Source organism: Blastococcus sp. SYSU D00868, assembly GCF_054050575.1.
The window spans coordinates 217975-235690 of record NZ_JBJGZO010000005.1; the positions used below are offsets into that span (position 1 = coordinate 217975).

The following is a 17716-nucleotide window of genomic DNA, read 5'->3' on the forward strand; positions in this document are numbered from 1 at the left end:
CTGCAACGCCGCTGCACGCTCACGCGATCCGGTGCAGGGCCGCGCGGGTGTGCGCGACCGCCGTCGCCAGGACCGGGCCGGGGTCGCGGACCGACCCGGCCGGCGGCGGGCCGGCCGGGCCGAGGGGCGAGGGCTTGCCCGCCGCGACGAGGCAGGCGTGCAGGGCGGCGGCGTCGGCGGTCGCGCCGACGCGGTGCAGCAGCCGCGCCGCGTAGCGCAGGGCGAGCCACTGCTGGGTGGCGTCGCCGACGCGCTCCCAGTGGTCGAGCACCGCGAGGAACGCCCGCGCCGCGACGGCCGGGTCGTCGTGCACGCCGCGCGTCGCCGCGGCCTCCATCAGCGCGATCCCGTGCCACCAGAAGTTCCGCACGCCCGCGGCCAGCTCGCCCGCCTCGTCGAACAGGGCCAGGGCGCGCTCGGGCTCGGACTTCTTCACCACCAGGCCGACGGCGTAGCGGGCCATCGACCGCGCCGTCGGGTTCGCCGTCCCCTCGGCCACCTCGAGGCTCTCCCGCGCCGCGGCGAGCCCCTCCTCCGGCCGGCGGCGCACGGCCTGGCAGACGGCGACGTAGTAGAGCGTCCACACCAGCCGGATCCGGTCGTCGTCCGCCCGGGCGCGCTCGGCCTCCGCCGCGTAGTGCCGCAGCGCCGGCTCGGCGTCCCCCTGGTACATCGCGACGTCGGCGAGGACGTCGCCGGGGTAGGCGATCCGCGCGGTGCCCGGCGGCGGCCGCCGGCCCCCGGCCAGGCGGGCCAGCGCCGTGGCGCGGGGGAAGTCGCCGCGGTTCCACGCGCCGCGGGCGGCGGCGCCGACGGCGGCGACGTAGCGGGGGTGGGCGGGGTCGGCGCCGGCGACCACCCGCTCGGCCCAGGCGGAGGCCTCGTAGCCGATCCGCAGGTGCACCAGCTCGGGCACGGCCGCGGCCAGCCGCAGCGCCAGGTCGCGGTCGCCGTCGGCGGTGCGGAGGAACGCGGCGCGGAAGTTGTCGTGGTCGGCGAGGGCCTCCTCCACCCAGGCGCGCTCGTCCGGGCCCTGCACCCCGCGCGCGGCCCGCTCCGCCAGGTCCACGTAGTGGGCGGCGTGCCGGGCGTGCAGCGCCCGGTCGGTGCCGTCGGCCTCGGTCCGCGACCGCCCGTAGGCGCGCAGGGTCTCCAGCAGCCGGTAGCGGCTGTGCGCCCCGCCGCTGACCGCGCCCACCAGGGAGCGCTCGACGAGGCGGGTGAGGCGGTCCAGGGCGTCGTCCTCGGTCGCCTCGGGGTCGGCGACCCGGTGCACCGCGCGCAGGTCCGCGCCGCCGACGAACACCGACATGTTGCAGAACAGCCGCTGCTCGGGCTCCGGGAGCAGCCGGTAGGACCACTCCACCGCCTGCCCGAGGCTCTGGTGCCGGGCGACGGCGCCGCGGCCCCCGCCGACCAGCGGAGCCTCCTCCAGCCGCCGGGCGATCTCCGCCGGGCTCATGACCCGCATCCGGGCGGCGGCCAGCTCGATGCCCAGCGGCAGCCCGTCGAGCCGGGCGCAGATGGCGGCGACCGCCTCGGTGGCGGCGTCGTCGAGCCGCAGGTCCGGCGACACCGCGCGGGCCCGCTGCACGAACAGCGCGGCCGCGTCCTCGGCCGGCAGCGGCGGCACCGGCCACAGCTGCTCGCCCTCGACGCCCAGCGCCTCGCGGCTGGTCGCCAGGACGACGACCCGCGGGCAGTGCGCGACGACGTCGGCCACCAGCCGGGCGGCCGGGCCGAGCACGTGCTCGCAGTTGTCGACGACGAGCAGCAGGGCGCGGGGGCGCAGGTAGTCGACGACGGTCTGCTCGATCGTCAGGCCGGGGCGCTGCTGGATGCGCAGCACGGCCGCGACCGCGTGCCCGACCGGGCTGCCGTCGGGCAGCGCGGCGAGCTCGCACAGCCAGGCCCCGTCGGGGAAGCGCGGCCGGGCCCGGGCCGCCACCTCGATCGCCAGCCGGGTCTTCCCGGCGCCGCCGACCCCGGTGAGGGTGACCAGCGGCCCGGCGCGCAGCGCGGCCAGGACGCGGTCGACCTCGCGCTCGCGGCCGACGAAGCCGCTGGCCCGCCGCGGCAGGTTGCCCTGCCGGGGCGCGGCGGCCAGCGCCGGGTCGTGCACGAGGATCCGCCGGTAGAGCGCCTGCGCGGGGGCGGCCGGCTCGACGCCGAGCTCGTCGTCCAGGCGGGTGCGCAGGTCGTGGAAGGCGGCGAGCGCGTCGGCCTGCCGTCCGCTGGCGTACAGCGCCCGCATCAGCGCGACCGCGGGCCGCTCCCGCGTCGGGTGGCGGCGCACCATCGCCTCGAGCTCCGGCAGCGCCTCGGCCGCCCGGCCCAGGTCGAGCAGGACCTCCAGCCGGTCCTCCTGCGCGCTGGTGCGCAGCTCGGTCAGCCGGGCGGCCGTCGCCGTGGCGAAGTCGTCGTCGGCGAACTCGGCCAGCGCGTCGCCGCGCCACAGGGCGAGCGCGGCGTCGAGGTCGGCCAGCGCGCGGTCGAGGTCGCCGGCGGCGGTCGCGGCCCGCGCGGTGCCGAGGAGCCGCTCGAAGGTGTCGGCGTCCAGCGTCGCGCCGTCCAGGGCCAGGCAGTAGCCCGGCGGCCGGTGCCGCAGGGCCGCCGCCCCGTCGAGGGCGGCGCGCAGCCGGGAGACGTAGGCCCGCAGCGCCGTCGCCGCGCCGGGCGGGGGGTCGTCGCCCCAGAGGGCGGCGACCAGCCGGTCGGTGGACACGAGGTCGCCACGGGCCAGCAGCAGGGCCGCGAGCAGCGTGCGCGGTTTGTGCCCGCCGACGGCGACGGGGCCGCGGGCGTCCTCCACCTGCAGCGGTCCGAGGATCCGGACGTGCGCCGTGCCTGCACCTGTCATCGGCTGGCCTGCAATCGGGATGCAACGGGCGCGGCCGACCCTAGCGGCGGCCAGGTGACGAGGACAGATGCCGAGGGGTGCCGACCATGACCACACCGACCCGACGCCTCTCCGTGGGCGTCACGCCGATGGAGAACCGGGCGGACGTCGTCCTGCACCTGGCGATCCAGGCCGACGCGCTGGGCTACGAGTCCTTCTCGGTCGCCGAGGGCTGGGGGCACGACGCCGGCGTGCTGCTCGCGGCGATCGCCGCCCGCACCGAGCGGATCGGGCTGGCCACCGGCGTGCTCAACGTCTGGGGGCGCAGCCCGGCCGCGATCGCGATGCTGGCCGGCTCGCTCGACACGGTGTCCGGCGGCCGGTTCGCGCTCGGGCTGGGCGCCGGCTCCCCGCAGTTGGCCGAGGGGCTGCACGACCAGCGGTTCACCGCCCCGGTGGCCCGGCTGGGCTCGGTGACCCGGGAGGTGCGCGCGCTGCTGGCCGGCGAGCGGATGACGCCGACGCTGGCCGGCGGGCAGCGGCCGCTGCGGCTGGCGGTCGACCCGCACCCGGGCATCCCGGTGCACCTGGCCGCGCTCGGGCCGCGGTCGGTCCGGCTGGCCGGCGAGCTCGCCGACGCCTGGTGCCCGTTCTTCCTGCCGCGGTCCGGTCTCGCCGACGGCGTGAAGCAACTGCAGGAGGGCGCGATCGCCGCCGACCGGCCGCTGCCGACGGTGCGGCCGGGGCTGCCGGTCGCGGTGGCCGCGGACCCGGAGGTGGCGCGGGAGGTCGCCGCGTGGTGGGTGGTCACCTACCTGACGGGCATGGGTCCGCTCTACGCCGGGACGCTGCGCCGGCTGGGGCTGGGCGCGGCCGTCGACGCGGTGGTGGCGGCCAACCCCACGCCGCGCTCCCCCGTGCTGCCGGCGGAGGCGCAGGTGCTGGTCGACGAGGTGCTCGTCGCCGGCGACGCCGCGTCCGCCCGCGCGGCCGTCGAGGGCTGGGCCGACGCGGGCGCGGGCGTGCCGGGGATCGTGCTGCCGCCGGGCCGGCCGGTGGCGGAGCTCGAGTACGCGCTCGAGGTCCTGCGCCCCTGAGCGGACCGGCCCCCGGCGGGGGCGCGCCTCGTGGATCATCCGGGGCCATGGCGACCAACCCGCGGATCAGGCCGGTCGAGCGAGCCACGAACCGCTCCTGGGACGAGTGGCTGCGGTTCATGGACGGCATCGGCGCGCAGGACCTGTCCCACCAGGCCATCGCGCTGGAGGTGTACCGGGAGCTGGACGGCACGGTCGAGCAGGTCGGCTGGTGGGCCCAGTCGGTGACGGTCGCCTACGAGCAGCACATCGGCCGGCGGATCCCCGGGCAGCGGTCCGACGGCACCTTCCAGACCAGCGTCAGCCGGGCCACGCCCTTCGGCATGGCCGAGCTGATGGAGCGCTGGTGCGCCTTCGCCGCCGGGGACGACGCCGTGCGGGAGACGGTCGTCGGGGGCGACCCCAGGGTCAGCGGCACCGACCGGCGGATCACCTGGCGGACGAAGGCGCGGGACGGCTCGTCCGTCGTCGTCACCAGCGAGCCGAAGGAGGACGGGACGGCGTCGCTCGTCGCCACCCAGATCGGCGTGCCCACGCTCGAGCTCAACGACGAGGCGCGGGAGCGCTGGACGTCGGTCGTCACCCGCTTCCTGGCGGGCGGCTGACCGTGTCAGCCGGGCCGCAGGTCGGGGTGCTCGGCGGCCGAGGTCGTGGCGATCCAGTCGTCGATCGTGGTCCACCAGTGATGCAGCCAGTCGGTCAGCCGCTCCTCGTGGCGCGGCACCTCGTCCGCCGGGACGAACCACCAGCGCAGGTGCAGCGTCTTGTCCATCGGCAGGCTCCGCCACAGGTCCCGCACCGTGTGCAGGTGGTCCAGCCCCGTGTGCGCGACGAAGACGACGTCGGCGTGCGGGGCCGCGCCGAGCGCCGCGCGCACCCCCGCCGGCCGTGGCGGCAGCACGTGCTGCAACCCCTCCGCCTGGCGCGCGGCGGTCGCCAGGCCCCGCTTCCGCAGTCGTTCGATGGCCCGCACCCGGCGCCGCGGGGTGAAGTTCGCCCCCTCCGGGAAGAGGAGCAACGCGTCCTCCTCGCCGAGGTCTCGGGCCAGCTCGGCGATCGCCTCGGACGAGCCCGGTCCGGCGTCCGGGCGGGCCGCCACGAAGTGGTTGGGCAGCCGGTTGAGGTAGACGTCGATGAGCGGGTCCCACTGCAGCAGGTCCTTCAGCACGATCCGGGGCTGGCGCAGGTGGTCGCGGTTCATCAGCGTGTTGACCAGGAGGAACGAGTCGCCCGGGCCGGCGTGCCGGGAGAGCACCACCATGGCGTTGGTCGAGCCCGGCACCCCGTCGTCCAGCGGGGACCAGGACTCGCCGTCGGTCACGACCCGGAGCGCGAACAACCGCTGCGCCGCCCGCATCAGGACGTCGAGGAGCACGCGCAGCACCGTGTAGTGGGCTGCCCGCCAGACCGGCGCGTCCAGCCGACGACCGAAGCCGCCGAGCACCCAGAGCACCCCTGCGGCCACCTGCCCGGCGACCTCCAGCGCCAGGTACACCAGGGCGAAGCCCAGCAGGCGCAGCGCCCGCCAGCGCCCCGGCAGGAGCGCCGAGGCGACGGCCGCTGCGACGACGAACAGCGGCAGCAGCAGGACCCCGAGCACCAGCGCGGCGATGAGCAGGGGACCGGTGACACGGCGCACCGGCCGGGACGGCAGCACGTCAGGCTCCTCCCCCACGCGGGTCGCCCGCGCGGACCAAGGAGTCGCGAGCCGCCGCGTACGCGCGGTCGATCCGGTCGCGGACGCCGGAGAAGTCGCGGTACCGCAGGTTCCCGGCCCCAGGTGGGGTCGGGTCCCCCGACGGCAGCACGTGCACGGTGACCCCTGGCGGCAGGGCGGCCAGGTCACCGGCGAAGCGGTGCCGGCGGGCGATCTCGAAGGCGACGGTCGCGACCTCCCAGGGCCGGGTCGGTGGACGCAGCGGCCGGTCGATCCGCCCCACGTGGAGGACGTAGACGGTGTCGGCGCCGAGCGCGACCGCCCGGCCCACCGGGATGCTGTGCACCAGCCCGCCGTCCAGGAAGTGCTCCCCGCCGATCTCGACCGCGGGCAACAGACCGGGGACCGCGCAGGAGGCGAGCACCGCGTCGATCAGCGGGCCGTCGGCGAACCAGTGCTCGGCCGCCCGCTCGATGCTGGCCGCGACGCACTGGAAGGGGACCCGCAGCTCGCCGAACGTCCGCACCGGCAGGTGCGCCGCGAGCAGGTCGCGCAGCGGCTCCCGCGGGTGCATGTGGGTGCGCGTGCGCACGAGGGTGCCGACCCGGGCGAACACGGACCCCGCGAAGACCCCCGAGGAGGCCAGCTCCTCCCAGACCGCGCGCAGCCGGACCACCGCGTCCGGCGTCGGATCGGCGGCGACGAGCGCCCCGTTGACCGCACCGACCGAGGTGCCGACGACGAGGTCGGGACGGACGCCGTGCTCGAACAACGCCTGCAGCATCCCGACCTCGGCGGCACCGAGCACGCCTCCGCCACCGAGGACGAAGGCGGTGCCGCCCCGCCCGGCCGACACCGGTGCCATGGGGAGATCGTGCCCGGACGCGGCGCGTCGGGCAGCCCGGGACGGAGCTCGGTCAGAAGCGGTAGTGCAGGACGATCGTGCCCTTGCGGGCCCACGACGTCCGGCGGGACAGCAGGCCGTAGTACAGCCGCAGCAGGCGCGGGTAGGTGGCGATCTCCGGCCGCCGGGCCAGCAGGATCTCCCGCACCAGGTGCAGGCGCGGGTTCCAGCTCTCGGGCACGCGCGGGTCGTCGAACCCGGGGAACCGGAGCAGGTCGGCGACGGAGCGGGTGCCGCGGCTGTGCTTCACCGCCCAGACCGCGAAGCGGCTGTAGCTGTTGAAGACCAGCTCGCCGCTCGGGAAGTGGCCGACCAGCCGGTCGAACAGCGAGATCACCTCGTTCTCGCTGAGGAACCCCATGAGCCCGTCGGCGACCACCACGACCGGCCGGTCCGTCGGCAGGGCGTCGAGCCACTCGGTGGACGTCACGTCCGCGCCGACGACGTGGGCGTGCGGGCGCTCGGGGACCAGGCGCCGGCGGGCCTCCGCCACGGCGGGGAGGTCGACGTCGTACCACTCGACGGTGGACGGCGGCGCGATCCGGGCGTGCCGGGTGTCCAGGCCGGCGCCCAGGTCCAGACCGATCGCGTCGGGGTGGCGGGCCAGGAACGCCCGTGTCACGTCGTCCAGGACCTTTGCGCGCAGTGCGACGTTGAGCCGGAGGTCGGTGTCGATGTGCAGCCGGCCGTGGTCGTAGTCCAGCGTGCGCACGATCCGGTCGGCCTCGGAGTCCCCGAGGACCGGGTGCGGTGAGCGGTGGTCCAGCGCCCGGCAGCACAGCGTCAGGAACAGGCTGTCCTCGGTCGGCGTGAACACCGGCAGGGTGGTGGTGCCCATCGGTGCGGCCCTCCTCCGCGGGCCACCGAGCGTCGTTCGTCGGAGGCGCCCCGGACGGACGGCATCCGGCCCTCCCCCGGGCCCCCGTGTGCTGCGGCCCGCTGGTCGGCGCTCCCTCCGACCGCACCCAAACGCATCCGGCGGCCGGTGTCTCGGGCACTTCGGCCCGATCCGGCCCCGTGTCACACCGCGGCCGCGGCCGGTGTCTCCATGTCGAGGCCACCACGACCCCAGGAGGAGACATGGCGAGCAGCACCCGGGTCCCCGCGACCGAGATCACCGGCGTCTACGGGGCCCTGCTGAAGGCGTTCAGCCGCCGGATGTTCGGCCAGGTGCCGGACGGCGCCGGCGTGATGTGGCACCACCCCGCCGTCCTCAAGGACTCGATGGCGTTCGGCCGCAAGGTCGACTCGTGGAACCGGCTGGACCCCCACCTGGCCACGTTCGCCGCCATGGCCGCGGCGAGCACGATCGGCTGCGGCTTCTGCCTGGACCTGCACTACTTCCTGGCGCGCACCAAGGGGCTGGACGAGGCCAAGGCCCGGGAGGTGCCGCGGTGGCGGGAGTCCGCCGTCTTCACGCCGCTGGAGCGGCGGGTGATGGAGTACGCCGAGGCCATGAGCCAGACCCCGCCGGCCGTGACCGACGACCTGTCGGCCGCGCTGCTCGCGGAGCTGGGCGCGCCCGCGCTCGTCGAGCTGACCGCGAGGATCGGGATGATGAACATGACCGCCCGCGGGAACGTGGCGCTGGGCATCCGCTCGCAGGAGTTCTCCGCGTCCTGCGGGCTGCCGCCGCTGGCCGCCCCCGCCGCCGACGGGATCGCCCCGGCATGACGGACGACGACCCGTTCCTCGCCCACCGCGGCCTGCTGTTCACCGTCGCCTACGAGATGCTCGGCTCGGCCGCCGACGCCGACGACGTCGTGCAGGAGACCTGGCTGCGGTGGGCGGACGCCGACCGGGCGGCGGTGCGCGACCCGCGCGCGTACCTCGTCCAGGTCGTCACCCGCCAGTCGCTCAACCGGCTGCGCACCCTCGCCCGCCGCCGCGAGGACTACGTCGGCGAGTGGCTGCCCGAGCCGCTGCTCACCGGCCCGGACGTCGCCGAGGACGTCGAGCTCGCGGAGAGCGTCTCGATCGCGATGCTCACCGTGCTGGAGACGCTGACGCCGACCGAGCGCGCCGTCCTCGTCCTGCACGAGGTGTTCGACGTCCCCTACGACGAGATCGCCGCCGCCGTGGGCAGGTCCGCCGCCGCGGTCCGGCAGATCGCGCACCGGGCCCGGCAGCACGTGGCCGCCCGCCGTCCCCGGATGGAGGTGAGCCGCGCCGAGCAGCAGCGGGTCGTGGAGCGGTTCCTCGCCGCCCTCACCGCCGGCGACGTGCAGGGGCTGATGGACGTGCTCGCCCCGGACGTCGTGGTCGTCGCCGACGGCGGCGGCCTGGCGCCGGCCGCGCTGCGCCCGGTGTCCGGCCGGGCGCGGGTGGCGAACGCGCTGTCCCGGTTCACCCGGCTCGCGCCCGGGGTGCAGATCACCACGCCCACGGTCAACGGCGCCCCCGCGGCGCGGATCGACCCGGGCGGGGAGTTCGAGACGGCGGTGACCTTCGTCGTCGAGGACGGCCGGATCACCCGGATCTACGCGATGCGCAACCCGCACAAGCTGCGCCGGCTCGACGAGGTCGCTGACCTGCGGCGGTGAGGGCGGGGGCCGCGGCACCGATGAGTTCCGGCCGCGTCAGCCGTCCATCCCGGGACGACACCCGCGCCCCGAGGAGCCGACATGCAGGTCGACCTGACCCCCGCCGAGGAGTACCGCGAGATCGGCGGCCGCTTCACCCGGCTGGTCGAGGGGGTGCCGGACGCCGCGACCTGGGACCGGCCCTCCCCGGTCGCCGGGTGGACCGCCCGCGACGTCGTCCGGCACCTGGTCGAGTGGTTCCCGGGGTTCCTGCGGGCCGGCGCCGGGGTGGAGCTGCCGGCCGGGCCCTCGGTGGACGACGACCCGGCGGCCGCCTGGCGGACGTTCAGCGACGGCGTGCAGGCGCTGCTCGACGACCCGGCGTCCGCCGACCTGGTGGTCCGCAACCCGCACATCGGCGACGTCCCGCTGCCGCAGGCGGTGTCCCAGTTCTTCACCGCCGACGTCTTCATGCACTCCTGGGACCTGGCCCGGGCGACCGGGCAGGACGAGACGCTGGACCCGGAGCGCTGCGCGCGGATGCTCGCCGGCATGGAGCCGATGGACGAGCTGCTGCGCGCCAGCGGTCAGTACGGGCCGCGGGTGCCGGTGCCCGCCGACGCCGACCCGCAGACGCGGCTGCTGGCCTTCATCGGCCGCGACCCGCGCTGACCGCGGGGACGGCTGTCAGGGGACGACGTCCGGGATGAACTTCTGCGACTCCTTCGGCGGCCGGACGTAGTCGTCGTGGATCCGCGGGCGCGGGGGCAGCTTCGGCGCGGCCGGGGTGAGGTCCTCGTAGGGCACCTGGCTGAGCAGGTGGCTGATGACGTTGAGGCGGGCGCGCTTCTTCACCTCGGCGTCGACCACCCACCACGGCGCCTCGGGGATGTCGGTGGCGGCGAACATGGCGTCCTTGGCCCGGGAGTACTCGACCCAGCGGTTGCGGGCCTCGAGGTCCATGGGGCTGAGCTTCCAGCGCCGGGTCGGGTCCTTCAGCCGGGCCTGGAACCGCTTCTCCTGCTCGGTGTCGCTGATGGAGAACCAGTACTTGATCAGCGTGATGCCGCTGCGGACGAGCATGCGCTCGAACTCCGGGCAGGAGCGCAGGAACTCCACGTACTCGACCTCGGTGCAGAAGCCCATGACCCGCTCGACGCCGGCGCGGTTGTACCAGGACCGGTCGAGCAGGACCATCTCGCCCCGGGCGGGGAGGTGGGCCACGTACCGCTGGAAGTACCACTGCCCCTTCTCCTTGTCCGAGGGGGCGGGCAGCGCGACGACCCGGGCGGCCCGGGGGTTGAGCGACTCGGTGATCCGCTGGATCGCGCCGCCCTTGCCGGCGGCATCGCGCCCCTCGAAGATCACGACGACCCGCAGGCCCCGCGCGCGGATGTACTCCTGCTGCTTGACCAACTCGATCTGCAGCCGCGCGAGCTCCTTCTCGTAGAAGGCGGTGTCCACCTTTCCGTTCGACGTCGCCTTCGACGACCGCTCGACCTCGGACACCTTGGACCCATGGGCTCCGGCCATGCTGCAGCATCGACCCGCCGTTCTGCCCCGGACAACCCCTGCGGCCCGGCCGGGCCCGCGGATCGGACGTCGTCGCCGGGGAACCGGATGGTGGAGGTGCGCCGCGGCCCGCACCGGATCGGCGCCGAGGCCCGCTGGTGGGCAACGCTTCCCCGGTGGGTTGTGTGCAACCGATCCGGTGGGGGAAGAGCCCGGGGGTGACGGACGGAGAGCTGCACGAGGTCCTGGTGGTCGGCGGCGGCAACGCCGGCATCTCGCTGGCGGCGCGGCTGCTGCGCGACGGCGTCGGGGGCGTCACGGTGGTCGCGCCGCAGCCGGTGCACCGGTACAAGCCGCTGCTCAACTACGTGGGCGGGGGCGAGGCGACGATGGCGGAGCTCGAGCGCCCGATGGCCGACGTCGTCCCGCCCGGGTGCACGTGGGTCCGCGACGCCGTCGACGCGGTCGACCCCGCGGCCGCGACCGTCACCACGCGCCTCGGACGGGTGCTGCGGTACGGGACGCTCGTCCTCTGCCCGGGCCTGGTGGAGGACTGGGCGGCGACGCCCGGCCTGCAGGAGGCCTACGCCGACGGGTGGGCCGCCTCCACGTACGTCCCGGGGAGCACGCCGCGGGTGTGGCCGCTGCTGTCGTCGCTGCGGGGCGGCTCCGTCGTCTTCACCGTGCCGCCGGAGCCGGCCTCCTGCGGGCCGACGGCGCTCAAGCCGCTGCTGATGGCGTGCGACCACTGGCGGCGCAGCGGCGTGCTGGCCGACTTCGACGTCCGCCTCGTGCTCCCCGAGGCGACCCCGACCGGGGTGCCGCACGCCGACGAGGTGCTCGAGCGGGCCCTCGCCGGACACGGCGTCGAGGTGCTGCGCGAGGCCCGGGTCGAGCGGGTGGACGCCGACCTGCACACCCTGACGGTCGGCTCGCCGACCGGCCGGCGGGTGCTGGAGGACGTCGCCGTCGCCCACGCCGTCCCCCGCTACCGGGCTCCGCGCTGGATCGCCGGCAGCGGGCTCGCGGGCGACGCCGACCCCGGGCTGGTGGACGTCGACCCGTTCACGCTGCGGCACCGTCGCCACCCGTCGGTGTGGGCCCTCGGCGACGCCGCCGACCTGCGGACCCGCCCCTCGGGCGGCGCGCTGCGCAGGCAGGTCGCCGTCCTGAGCGCCAACCTCGCCGCGGCTCGGGACGGGACGGCGATGCAGCGCTACGACGGCTACACGGTCGTGCCGATCACCGTCGCCCGCCACACGCTGTCGCTCACCGAGGTCGACCGCGACGGCCGGCCCAGCCCGTCCGTGCCGTTCGTCGACCCGGTGCGGCCGCGGCGGGCCACGTGGTGGTTCGACCGGTACGCCCTGCCGCAGGTCTACTGGCGGCGGATCCTGCGCGGGCGGGTCTGAGCCCTCGGACCCGGTGCTGCGCGGCCGGGCGGCGCCAGGTACGAACGTCCCGAGCCCCCGCCCCGCCCGACCGGATGGAGACCCGTGCCCGTCGTCTCGCGTTTCTCGACCACCCCGGTCAAGGGCACCGCCCTGCACCATCCCGGCAGCGTGCAGCTCACCCGGAACGGGGTCGAGGACAACCGGCGCTTCCACCTGGTCGACGAGCGCTACCGGCTGTTCAACGGCAAGCACCACGGGCCGCTGGTGCGGATCAGCACGCGGTACGACGCGCAGCGGCAGCACCTGACCCTGCAGTTCCCCGACCGCGCGCCGGTCGAGGGGACGACGGCGGAGCCCGGCGAGCCGGTCGTCACCGACTTCTACGGCCGCGACGTCCCCGGCCACCTGGTCCCGGGCCCCTGGTCGGCGGCGCTCAGCGAGTTCGTCGGCAAGCCGGTCCACCTGGTCGCCGCCGACACCCCCGGGCACGGTGTCGACGTGCACCCGGTGACGCTGCTGTCGACGGCCACCATGGAGCACCTGCGCCGGGTCACCCCGGACGGCGACCGGCTGGACTCGCGGCGCTTCCGCATGCTCGTCGAGCTCGACGGCTGCGCGGTGCACGAGGAGGACACCTGGGCGGGCCGGCGGGTCCGGCTGGGCGGGGCGACGATCCGGGTGGTCGGCCCGGTCCCGCGCTGCGTCGTCACCAATGAGAACCCCGACACCGGGGTGGTCGACTTCAGCACGCTCAAGGCCATCACCCGCTACCGCGGGGAGCTGGCCGCCGACCTCACCACCCCGGTCGCCCACCTGCCGGACAACGGCGCGGTGGTCTTCGGCATGTACGCCACCGTCGAGGAGCCGGGATCCGTGGCGGTCGGCGACGAGGTCGAGCTCCTCCCGGCCGAGGCGACCACCGCCGGGTGATCGGCCGCCCACCGCGTGCGGCACGACCTCACCGGCCGGCCCAGGCCAGCCGTGGGGGGCGGGCGGTGACGAGCGGGGCGGTCAGGCCGGTCGCGCCGCGCAGCGCGCGCGGGGAAGCGGGCGTACTCGATGCCACCCCAGAGCGGTCACGGGTCGTGGTCGACGGCCCGCTGCGCCCGGCGGGCGGGTGGCCTCGTCGGTCAGGCGAGCGGCGAGATGCAGGGCCAGGTCGATCCCGGCGGAGACCCCGCGGACGTGGCCAGGTCGCCGTCCTCGACCCACCGACGCTGGTGGAGCTGGTCCGGGTCGCGGCGCCGGCGCCGGGCCTGCTCCTGCACCGACGCCGAGAGGTCAGCGGGCACCACCGGCAGCCTGGACGGCGGTGAAGCCGATGTTCACCGTGGCGCTGAGCCCCTGCATCTCGTTACCAGCCGTGCTCGGCAACAGCAGCGTGAAGATCAAGCTGTCCGTCCCGCCCGGTGTGAGGCTGTTGGGTGCCGGCAGGGCCGCCGTGCTCACCACCGGGCCGGAGTACAGGGTCCGTGTCGTGCCTTCGCAGGAGTAGGTGGGCAGGGCATTCGTGCCCCCTCGAGTCCACGCGCGGGGAGCACGCCGTCAGGGTCAGTTGCAGGCCGTTGACCGGGTCGGTGATCAGCGCGCTGCTGGGACCCGCAGTGGTGGCGAGGTGCACCGAGGACAGGGCGACGGTCCCGTCGTTCTCGAGGTTGATCCCCCGCGTCAGTGAGTCCCCGGGCAGGAAGTCATCGGTCCTCACCGGGATGACGTGCGGCACTCCGCCCGGGGCACCGAGGTCGATGGACAGGGTGCCGGACTGGACGGCGGTGTCGACCGAGGTGCTGTCGCTGAAGGTGCCGAACGTGGCCAGTCCCGCGACGGAGGTCGCCACCCCGAGCGCGCCCACGGAGGCGACGACCTTGCCGGTCCGGGTCTGCAGGACAGAGCTCGCGAGGCTCCTGATCGAGTGCACGGCGTTTCGCTTCTCTCGGGACGACAGGACGACAAGCCCTGTATCGGCGCCGAGCCGCTCCCGATGAAGTCGACTGTCCGTGCAGATGAGAGAAGCTCCGGTGCCCGGTCAGCCACCAGCCCGGCACTGCGGCACGCCCCGGTCAGACGTTGAAGCGGAACTCCACGACGTCGCCGTCGGCCATCACGTAGTCCTTGCCCTCGATCCGCACCCAGCCGCGGGCCTTCGCCTCGGTCATCGAGCCGGCCTCCATCAGCTGCTCGAAGCCGACGATCTCGGCCTTGATGAAGCCGCGCTGGAAGTCGGTGTGGATGACCCCGGCGGCCTGCGGCGCGGTCGCGCCGACCGGGATCGTCCAGGCGCGGGCCTCCTTGGGCCCGGCGGTCAGGTAGGTCTGCAGCCCCAGGGTGCGGAAGCCGACCTTGGCCAGCTGGTCCAGGCCCGGCTCGCTCTGCCCGATCGACTCGAGCAGCTCCGCGGCCTCCTCGGCCGGCAGCTCGGCGAGCTCGGCCTCGGTCTTGGCGTCGAGCAGGATCGCCTCGGCCGGCGCGACCAGCTCGCGCAGCTCGGCGATGAGCGACTCGTTGGCCAGCTCGTCGGCGTCGACGTTGAAGACGTAGAGGAACGGCTTCGTCGTCAGCAGGGTCAGCTCGCGCAGCGGCGCCGGGTCGACCCCGGCGGCGAACAGCGTCTGCCCGGTGTTCAGCACCTCGGCGGCGGCCTCCGCGGCCGCCAGCAGCGCGGCGCGCTCCTTGTCCTTCTTGGCCTCCTTCTCCAGCCGCGGGATCGCCTTCTCCAGCGTCTGCAGGTCGGCCAGGACCAGCTCGGTGTTGATCGTCTCGATGTCGTCGCGGGGACTGACCTTCCCCTCGACGTGTACGACGTCGGGGTCGGTGAAGACCCGGATGACCTGGCAGATCGCGTCGCTCTCGCGGATGTTGGCCAGGAACTTGTTGCCCAGCCCCTGCCCCTCGCTGGCGCCGCGCACGATGCCGGCGATGTCGACGAACGACACGGTCGCCGGGACGACCTTCTGCGAGGAGAACAGCTCGGCGAGCCGCCCCAGCCGGGGGTCGGGCACGCCGACCACGCCGACGTTGGGCTCGATCGTGGCGAACGGGTAGTTCGCCGCCAGGACGTCGTTCTTGGTCAGCGCGTTGAACAGGGTGGACTTGCCGACGTTGGGCAGACCGACGATCCCGATGGTGAGACTCACGGACATCGAGCGTACGGGGCGCCGGACGGCGGGGGCGCGTGCCAGGCTGCCCCCACCCGTCCCCCGGAGGTCCCGTGACGCCCGCCCCCCTCCCCCGCCGCACCCGCATCGCCGTCGTCGGCAGCGGTTTCTCCGGGATCGGCACCGCGGTCGCCCTGCGGCGGGCCGGGATCGACGACTTCGTCGTCCTGGAGCGCGCCGGTGCCCTCGGCGGCACCTGGCGCGACAACACCTACCCGGGCGCGGCCTGCGACGTGCCCAGCCACCTCTACTCGTTCTCCTTCGCGCCCAAGCGCGACTGGTCGCACGTGTACTCGCGGCAGCCGGAGATCCGCGGCTACCTCGAGCAGGTCGCCGCCGAGCACGGCGTCCTGCCGCACCTGCACCTGGACACCGACGTCGTCGCCGGGCGGTGGGACGACGACGCGCTGGTGTGGCGGCTGGAGACCAGCCGCGGGGAGCTCACCGCCGACGTCCTGGTGAGCGGCGCCGGCGGCCTGGTGGAGCCGCACCTGCCCGAGGTGCCCGGCGTCGACTCCTTCGCGGGCCCGTCGTTCCACTCCGCCCGCTGGGACCACTCGGTCGACCTGGCCGGCAAGCGGGTGGCCGTGGTCGGCACGGGCGCGTCGGCCGCCCAGTTCGTCCCCGCGCTGCAGCGGACGGCGGCGCAGGTCGTGGTCTTCCAGCGCACCCCGCCCTGGGTCATCCCGCGCGGCGACCGCGCCTACACCGGGCAGGAGCAGCGGCGGTGGGCGGCTGCGCCGGGGCTGCTGCGGCTGGCCCGCGGCGGCCAGTACGTCGCCCACGAGGCCCGGCTGCGCGCCTTCACCGGCGGCGGCCGGGTGCGGGCGGTGTTCGAGCGGCAGGCCCGGGCGTTCCTGGAGCAGCAGGTGCCCGACCCGTCCCTGCGGGCGAGGCTCACCCCGGCGTACGCCATCGGCTGCAAGCGCGTCGTGGTCAGCGACGACTACCTGGCCGCGCTCACGCAGCCGAACGTCGAGGTGGTCACGTCCGCGGTCGCGGAGGTCCGCCCGCACGCGGTGGTGGACGCCGACGGCGCCGAGCATGAGGTCGACGCCGTCGTCTACGGCACCGGCTTCCGCGCCATGGACATCCCGCTGGCCCACCGGCTGGTCGGCCGGGAGGGACGCACGCTGCGCGAGGAGTGGGACGACGGCGGCGTCCGGGCGCACCGCGGCACCACCGTGGCCGGCTTCCCGAACCTGTTCCTGCTGCTCGGCCCGAACACCGCACTGGGCCACACCTCCGTCGTCCTCATGATCGAGGCGCAGATCGGCTACGTCGTGCGGGCGCTGCGGACGCTGCAGGAGACGGGCACCGGTGCGCTCGAGGTCACGCGCGCCGCGCAGGACGCCTCCAACGCGCGCCTGCAGGCCGACCTCGCCGGCACCGTGTGGGACGTCGGCGGCTGCCGGTCCTGGTACCGCGACGAGCAGGGCCGCAACTTCGCCCTGTGGCCCGGCCACACGTCGGCGTACATGCGGCTCATGCGGCGCTTCGACGCCGAGGCCTACGAGCTGCGCGCCGCACCCCGGGTCCCGGTCGCCGCCTGACCTGCCGGAAGATGCCGTCCATGCGCCCGTCCGTCGCCGCCGCCGGTCTCGCCGTCCTCGCCGTGGGGGGCCTCGCGGCCCGCCGCCGCGCCGCCCGCCCCGCCGCGCCGCCCGCGCCGCCCCCGCCGCAGGGCCGCGTCCGCACGGCCCGCACCGAGGACGGCGTCGACCTGCACGTCGAGGTGTTCGGCGCCGAACGGCCGACGGCGACCGTCGTCCTGGCCCACGGCTACGTGCAGTCCTCGCGGCTGTGGGCCGGCCAGGTCCGCGACCTGCTCGACGCCCGGCCGGACCTGCAGGTCGTCACCTACGACCACCGCGGCCACGGCGCCTCCGGCCCGACGCCGCGGGACAAGGCCACGATCGAGCAACTGGCCCGCGACCTGGCCGAGGTGCTCGAGCAGGTCGTCCCCGAGGGGCCGGTCGTGCTCGGCGGGCACTCGATGGGCGGCATGACGCTGATCGCGCTGGCCGAGCAGCGCCCCGAGCTGTTCGGCGACCGCGTGGTCGGCGTCGCGCTCGTGGGCACCAGCGCCGGGGGCCTGGACGCGGTCACCTACGGCATGCCGGCGCCGGTGGCGCGGGTGGTCAAGAAGCTGCTGCCCGTGCTCAACGAGCGCGCGGTGCAGGCCGAGCTCGCCGGGAAGAAGCGGGCGGTCGGCGCCCTGGACATGTGGCTGATCTTCAGCAAGGGCGCCGACCCGGCCGACATCCGGGCGGCGACCGAGGTGCACCGCGCGTGCACGGCCGAGACGGTGGCCGCGTTCCTGCCGACGTTCTCCGACCACGACCGGGCGGCCGCCCTGGCCGCGTTGAGCGAGATCCCGGTGCTGGTCGCCGTGGGGGACGCCGACCGGCTGTGCCCCGTGGAGCACAGCCGCGCGATCGCCGCGGCGCTGCCGACCGCGGAGCTCGCCGTCTACCCGGGCGTCGGGCACATGGTGCAGATGCAGCGCCGGTCCGAGGTCAGCCGCCGCCTGCTCGCGCTCGTCGACCGGGCGCTGGCCCGGGCCGGTCAGTCGGCCACGATCAGCTGACCTGATCGTCGCGCGTCCTCCCTCACGGTGTGCGGTGAGGGAGGAC

General features: G+C 75.5%; 17 protein-coding genes and 1 pseudogene. 9 read left to right on the top strand and 9 right to left on the bottom strand.

Features of this window, described 5'->3' with window-relative positions; all coding sequences use genetic code 11:
- Nucleotides 1-19 precede the first annotated feature (19 nt).
- Nucleotides 20-2860 carry an AfsR/SARP family transcriptional regulator gene (locus tag ACI79F_RS07020; protein WP_456545509.1) on the bottom strand — a complete coding sequence of 947 codons (2841 nt, stop codon included), beginning with the start codon at nt 2858-2860 and terminating at the stop codon, nt 20-22.
- 86 nt (nt 2861-2946) lie between these two features.
- On the opposite strand from ACI79F_RS07020, the gene ACI79F_RS07025 reads away from it, so the two are divergent.
- Both ACI79F_RS07025 and ACI79F_RS07030 read left to right on the top strand, forming a co-directional pair.
- The gene (locus ACI79F_RS07025) at nt 2947-3936 is read left to right on the top strand and encodes an LLM class flavin-dependent oxidoreductase (protein WP_456545508.1); all 990 of its coding nucleotides are present in this window, start codon (nt 2947-2949) and stop codon (nt 3934-3936) included.
- Nucleotides 3937-3983: 47 nt separating this feature from the next.
- On the top strand, nt 3984-4541 hold the full coding sequence (locus ACI79F_RS07030; protein ID WP_456545507.1) for a hypothetical protein: 558 nt from the start codon (nt 3984-3986) through the stop codon (nt 4539-4541).
- A gap of 5 nt (nt 4542-4546) precedes the next feature.
- On the opposite strand, the gene ACI79F_RS07035 is transcribed toward ACI79F_RS07030, so the two are convergent.
- Genes ACI79F_RS07035 through ACI79F_RS07045 form a run of 3 tightly spaced genes read right to left on the bottom strand, consistent with a single transcriptional unit; the run spans nt 4547 to nt 7335 of the window.
- On the bottom strand, nt 4547-5593 hold the full coding sequence (locus ACI79F_RS07035; protein ID WP_456545506.1) for a lysophospholipid acyltransferase family protein: 1047 nt from the start codon (nt 5591-5593) through the stop codon (nt 4547-4549).
- Nucleotide 5594: 1 nt separating this feature from the next.
- Entirely contained in the window at nt 5595-6458 is an 864-nt protein-coding gene (locus tag ACI79F_RS07040; RefSeq protein ID WP_456545505.1) for a patatin-like phospholipase family protein, read from the bottom strand.
- Between the two features lie 52 nt (nt 6459-6510).
- Nucleotides 6511-7335: a class I SAM-dependent methyltransferase gene (locus tag ACI79F_RS07045; RefSeq protein ID WP_456545504.1), complete on the bottom strand. Its 825-nt coding sequence runs from the start codon at nt 7333-7335 to the stop codon at nt 6511-6513.
- A 242-nt stretch (nt 7336-7577) separates the two neighbouring features.
- Here ACI79F_RS07045 and ACI79F_RS07050 point away from each other — a divergent pair, with 242 nt between their 5' ends.
- The 3 genes from ACI79F_RS07050 to ACI79F_RS07060 all read left to right on the top strand — a co-directional run bounded on the left by ACI79F_RS07050 (nt 7578) and on the right by ACI79F_RS07060 (nt 9691).
- On the top strand, nt 7578-8171 hold the full coding sequence (locus ACI79F_RS07050; RefSeq protein WP_456545503.1) for a carboxymuconolactone decarboxylase family protein: 594 nt from the start codon (nt 7578-7580) through the stop codon (nt 8169-8171).
- Nucleotides 8168-9040: an RNA polymerase sigma-70 factor gene (locus tag ACI79F_RS07055; RefSeq protein WP_456545502.1), complete on the top strand. Its 873-nt coding sequence runs from the start codon at nt 8168-8170 to the stop codon at nt 9038-9040. The genes ACI79F_RS07050 and ACI79F_RS07055 overlap by 4 nt, the downstream gene beginning before the upstream one ends.
- Before the next feature lie 81 nt (nt 9041-9121).
- On the top strand, nt 9122-9691 hold the full coding sequence (locus ACI79F_RS07060; protein WP_456545501.1) for a TIGR03086 family metal-binding protein: 570 nt from the start codon (nt 9122-9124) through the stop codon (nt 9689-9691).
- A 15-nt stretch (nt 9692-9706) separates the two neighbouring features.
- On the opposite strand, the gene ppk2 is transcribed toward ACI79F_RS07060, so the two are convergent.
- Nucleotides 9707-10552, bottom strand: a complete 846-nt coding sequence (gene ppk2, locus ACI79F_RS07065) for a polyphosphate kinase 2 (RefSeq protein ID WP_456545500.1) — start codon at nt 10550-10552, stop codon at nt 9707-9709.
- 197 nt (nt 10553-10749) lie between these two features.
- Here ppk2 and ACI79F_RS07070 point away from each other — a divergent pair, with 197 nt between their 5' ends.
- Nucleotides 10750-11943 carry an NAD(P)/FAD-dependent oxidoreductase gene (locus ACI79F_RS07070; RefSeq protein ID WP_456545499.1) on the top strand — a complete coding sequence of 398 codons (1194 nt, stop codon included), beginning with the start codon at nt 10750-10752 and terminating at the stop codon, nt 11941-11943.
- An 84-nt stretch (nt 11944-12027) separates the two neighbouring features.
- A complete protein-coding gene (locus tag ACI79F_RS07075) occupies nt 12028-12855 on the top strand; it encodes an MOSC domain-containing protein (protein ID WP_456545498.1) in 828 nt (275 codons plus the stop codon).
- Nucleotides 12856-13055: 200 nt separating this feature from the next.
- On the opposite strand, the gene ACI79F_RS07080 is transcribed toward ACI79F_RS07075, so the two are convergent.
- From ACI79F_RS07080 to ychF, 4 genes and pseudogenes are all read right to left on the bottom strand, one after another.
- A complete protein-coding gene (locus ACI79F_RS07080; protein WP_456545497.1) occupies nt 13056-13217 on the bottom strand; it encodes a hypothetical protein in 162 nt (53 codons plus the stop codon).
- On the bottom strand, nt 13207-13377 hold the full coding sequence (locus tag ACI79F_RS07085) for a hypothetical protein (RefSeq protein ID WP_456545551.1): 171 nt from the start codon (nt 13375-13377) through the stop codon (nt 13207-13209). Before ACI79F_RS07085 ends, ACI79F_RS07080 begins: the two co-directional genes overlap by 11 nt.
- Nucleotides 13378-13540: 163 nt before the next feature.
- A pseudogene (locus ACI79F_RS07090) lies at nt 13541-13843 on the bottom strand (TasA family protein); the annotation flags it as partial.
- Nucleotides 13844-13985: 142 nt separating this feature from the next.
- The gene (gene ychF / locus ACI79F_RS07095; protein ID WP_456578889.1) at nt 13986-15059 is read right to left on the bottom strand and encodes a redox-regulated ATPase YchF; all 1074 of its coding nucleotides are present in this window, start codon (nt 15057-15059) and stop codon (nt 13986-13988) included.
- Nucleotides 15060-15133: 74 nt separating this feature from the next.
- On the opposite strand from ychF, the gene ACI79F_RS07100 reads away from it, so the two are divergent.
- Nucleotides 15134-16633, top strand: coding sequence for a flavin-containing monooxygenase (locus ACI79F_RS07100; protein ID WP_456545495.1), 1500 nt, complete (start codon nt 15134-15136; stop codon nt 16631-16633).
- Nucleotides 16634-16653: 20 nt separating this feature from the next.
- Nucleotides 16654-17670, top strand: a complete 1017-nt coding sequence (locus tag ACI79F_RS07105) for an alpha/beta fold hydrolase (RefSeq protein ID WP_456545494.1) — start codon at nt 16654-16656, stop codon at nt 17668-17670.
- The last annotated feature ends 46 nt before the right edge of the window (nt 17671-17716 follow it).

Bases quoted from the DNA above. Each gene is read 5' to 3' on its own strand.
- ACI79F_RS07020 (WP_456545509.1), bottom strand. From the start codon at position 2,860: ATGACAGGTGCAGGCACGGCGCACGTCCGGATCCTCGGACCGCTGCAG.
- ACI79F_RS07025 (WP_456545508.1), top strand. From the start codon at position 2,947: ATGACCACACCGACCCGACGCCTCTCCGTGGGCGTCACGCCGATGGAG.
- ACI79F_RS07030 (WP_456545507.1), top strand. From the start codon at position 3,984: ATGGCGACCAACCCGCGGATCAGGCCGGTCGAGCGAGCCACGAACCGC.
- ACI79F_RS07040 (WP_456545505.1), bottom strand. From the start codon at position 6,458: ATGGCACCGGTGTCGGCCGGGCGGGGCGGCACCGCCTTCGTCCTCGGT.
- ACI79F_RS07045 (WP_456545504.1), bottom strand. From the start codon at position 7,335: ATGGGCACCACCACCCTGCCGGTGTTCACGCCGACCGAGGACAGCCTG.
- ACI79F_RS07050 (WP_456545503.1), top strand. From the start codon at position 7,578: ATGGCGAGCAGCACCCGGGTCCCCGCGACCGAGATCACCGGCGTCTAC.
- ACI79F_RS07055 (WP_456545502.1), top strand. From the start codon at position 8,168: ATGACGGACGACGACCCGTTCCTCGCCCACCGCGGCCTGCTGTTCACC.
- ACI79F_RS07060 (WP_456545501.1), top strand. From the start codon at position 9,122: ATGCAGGTCGACCTGACCCCCGCCGAGGAGTACCGCGAGATCGGCGGC.
- ppk2 (WP_456545500.1), bottom strand. From the start codon at position 10,552: ATGGCCGGAGCCCATGGGTCCAAGGTGTCCGAGGTCGAGCGGTCGTCG.
- ACI79F_RS07105 (WP_456545494.1), top strand. From the start codon at position 16,654: ATGCGCCCGTCCGTCGCCGCCGCCGGTCTCGCCGTCCTCGCCGTGGGG.